At 34.1% G+C, this 2,630-nt stretch carries 2 protein-coding genes and 2 pseudogenes; all 4 read right to left on the bottom strand.

Translation table 11 applies throughout. From position 1 onward, the window contains the following. Positions 1-531 (bottom strand): annotated as a pseudogene (locus CQA53_RS12645) (hypothetical protein); the annotation flags it as partial. Next, positions 519-695, bottom strand: coding sequence for a hypothetical protein (locus tag CQA53_RS12640; RefSeq protein ID WP_181882461.1), 177 nt, complete (start codon positions 693-695; stop codon positions 519-521). The gene CQA53_RS12640 and the pseudogene CQA53_RS12645, both read right to left, overlap by 13 nt. Positions 696-737: 42 nt before the next feature. Continuing rightward, a complete protein-coding gene (locus CQA53_RS10780; RefSeq protein WP_115543950.1) occupies positions 738-1,994 on the bottom strand; it encodes a hypothetical protein in 1,257 nt (418 codons plus the stop codon). Positions 1,995-2,015: 21 nt separating this feature from the next. Then, a pseudogene (locus CQA53_RS12635) lies at positions 2,016-2,630 on the bottom strand (hypothetical protein); the annotation flags it as partial.

The following is a 2,630-nucleotide window of genomic DNA, read 5'->3' as shown; positions in this document are numbered from 1 at the left end:
TTCATTGATGAGATTACCATTTTCATCTACATTTGCTATAGCATCTAGTGGTATATCTATCACAGAGCTTCTTATACCACTTCTAATGACTAGGTATTTATATCTTTCTCTTTTTGTCTTTAGAGATTCATAATATGCTTTTTCTGCTTTTGTCCATGGAGCTATCGCTCCTTTTATAGGGTCTTTATAATAAAGCTTTTGGATTGCTTTAAACTCTGAGAGATGAGACTTTTGTCCTGTGTAGTAGTTAGGGTCTAGGTATTTGGGTTTGTAGTTGGCATAGGGGGAAGAATCAAGAATCTTGCGGGAATCTAGAATCATTTTCGCCTTTTCTTCTACTGCTTTATTCCAATTTTCATATCCTTCTTCGCCTACAATAAGATTTGTTGTTTTATCAAATGTTACTATTTGTCCATCTAATGCTGTTACCTCATAAGTTTCCATATTGCTCCTTTTGTTTGAATTGTTGCAACTGATTAAAATTACACTTAGTGCAATTAAACCTACTACTTTTAAAACTATCCTATCCATAATCCATCCTCCATTATTATCGTAGTGGCTAGTCTGCCTATGAATTTAGGGCGTTTCTTACCTTTACTTCGACTGCTTATCCCCACATACATAGCCCTAATATTATTTTGTCCTATGATTTTAAGATTTTCTAGTAATTCTTTTATCTTTGCTTGTTTTTTCATAATAATTTGAAATATTTTAGTATTTTTTGCATTTTAAGCCCCTTACTCCTTAATATTATGCTTTTTGGCATAAGCTAGTATCTTTGCTCTTAGTTCTTCTGGGAAAGATTCTCTATACATTGCTGGGATTGTTGGATCTAGCTTAATATCAAACTTCCCCTCTCTATAAAGTTCTTCTAAATACTCTGGGATATAGTAAGTAGGAGCATTAGGATAGCCTTGTGGGGGAGTTACTGCCATGATTTTGGCTTCTAAAAGCATAGTATCTATATACAAATCTGCTGATTTTTGTGTCCGCTCATTTGATAAATCAACATCATATCTCCAAAAGGATATTTTGTTTATTGCCTTGCGAAACTCCCTTCTTGTTTGTTCTGTGGCTTTAGGGTCTCTAGGGTCTAGGAGTTTGCCTTCATCCATTTCCCTAAGATATCTTTCTATGTTAAATCCATTTTCATCTACTGAATATCCATAAAGCATATTTAAATCCATCACCCAATCTACCCCTATTATCTCATCTAAATAGGGTATCATACCGAATCTATCCAATAGCATAGAATGTTTCTCTGTGAGTTTATGTATCATATTTGCTCTTAGTTTATTCCAATGCAATCCGCTAAGCATAGAATTTGAGCATAAAACCTGTGTGCCTAGACTTCTAAATGCACTCTTCCCACCCAGTTGTGCTTCTAAAAATAATGCTTGCTGAATCCTTGCTTTAAATCCAGAGGCAGCTGTAGATAAATCATCTCTTTTGCCTAATAACCCTGAAGATAATGTCCATTCATTCCCAAAATCAATAGATTTAAGCGTTCCTCTGTTTCTACTTACCTCATAAAATATCTCTTCATACGCTGGATTTATCACATTGCCATTATCATCTACTCCCCCTATAGCATCAAAGGGTATATCTATGACTGCACTTCTTAAGCCACTTCTAATGACAAGATATTGATACCTCTCTCTTTTTGTTTTTAGAGATTCATAATATGCTTTTTCTGCTTTTGTCCAAGGAGCTATCGCTCCTTTAATAGGGTCTTTATAATAAAGCTTTTGGATTGCTTTAAACTCTGAGAGATGAGACTTTTGCCCTGTATAGTAGTTAGGGTCTAGGTAGTTGGGTTTATACTTTTTCTTTGCTTCTTCCATTATCTGCCAAGCTTTTATAAGAGCTTTGGAATAAGCTTCTGTGTATTTACCTGTCTTATAGCCACCATCTGTAAAGTGAATCTTATTTGTGCCTTTATCGACTTGAAGCGGTATTGAATTAGGTGTGTAGATTTGATAAGTATCACTCATATATTCTCCTTGTATTAGAATCTAGCCTAACCATAGTCCATCTTCTATGATTATCGTAGTGGCTAGTCTGCCTATGAATTTAGGGCGTTTCTTTTTGTTTTCATCTTCGTTGTTATTTTCTGTGGTTGCTCCTGCAAGCAATGCTGGTGCTTGGTTGTTATTGTTTGTGTTTTCCTTATCATTTATCCCCACATACAATGCTTTAATGTTATTCTCTCCTATGGTATTGAGTGCTTTGATAAATTGTCTAGTTTTTTCATCGGTATTTATGCTTAAAATTTTGAGAATCTCTAAAACTTCATTATACGCATCAATGGCTGATTCATCATCATCTCTTTCTAAAGCCATAAACTGCTGATAGAGGCTATTTTTATCATCACTCTTTGGGATTTGATATTTAAGGATATTATTTATACTGATATTTGGTTCTTTGTCTATAATATTACCATGTGTATCAATACTCTTATGATGAAACCAAGTATAATCTGGTATTTGTTTCTCTCTATCTAATTCTATATCATTTATATCTTTTGCTCCTCGCTTTTCATCGATGATAAGTAGTGAAAGGATTTCACTCAATAAAAGACTATCTTGTGTTTGTAATGGCTGTATGAATAGATTATTACTCCCTCGCAT

This window comes from Helicobacter didelphidarum (assembly GCF_003364195.1).
Classification (GTDB): Bacteria; Campylobacterota; Campylobacteria; order Campylobacterales; family Helicobacteraceae; genus Helicobacter_A; species Helicobacter_A didelphidarum.
This window is presented reverse-complemented; position numbering and strand designations above follow the sequence as displayed.

Bases quoted from the DNA above. Each gene is read 5' to 3' on its own strand.
- CQA53_RS12640 (WP_181882461.1), bottom strand. From the start codon at position 695: ATGAAAAAACAAGCAAAGATAAAAGAATTACTAGAAAATCTTAAAATC.
- CQA53_RS10780 (WP_115543950.1), bottom strand. From the start codon at position 1,994: ATGAGTGATACTTATCAAATCTACACACCTAATTCAATACCGCTTCAA.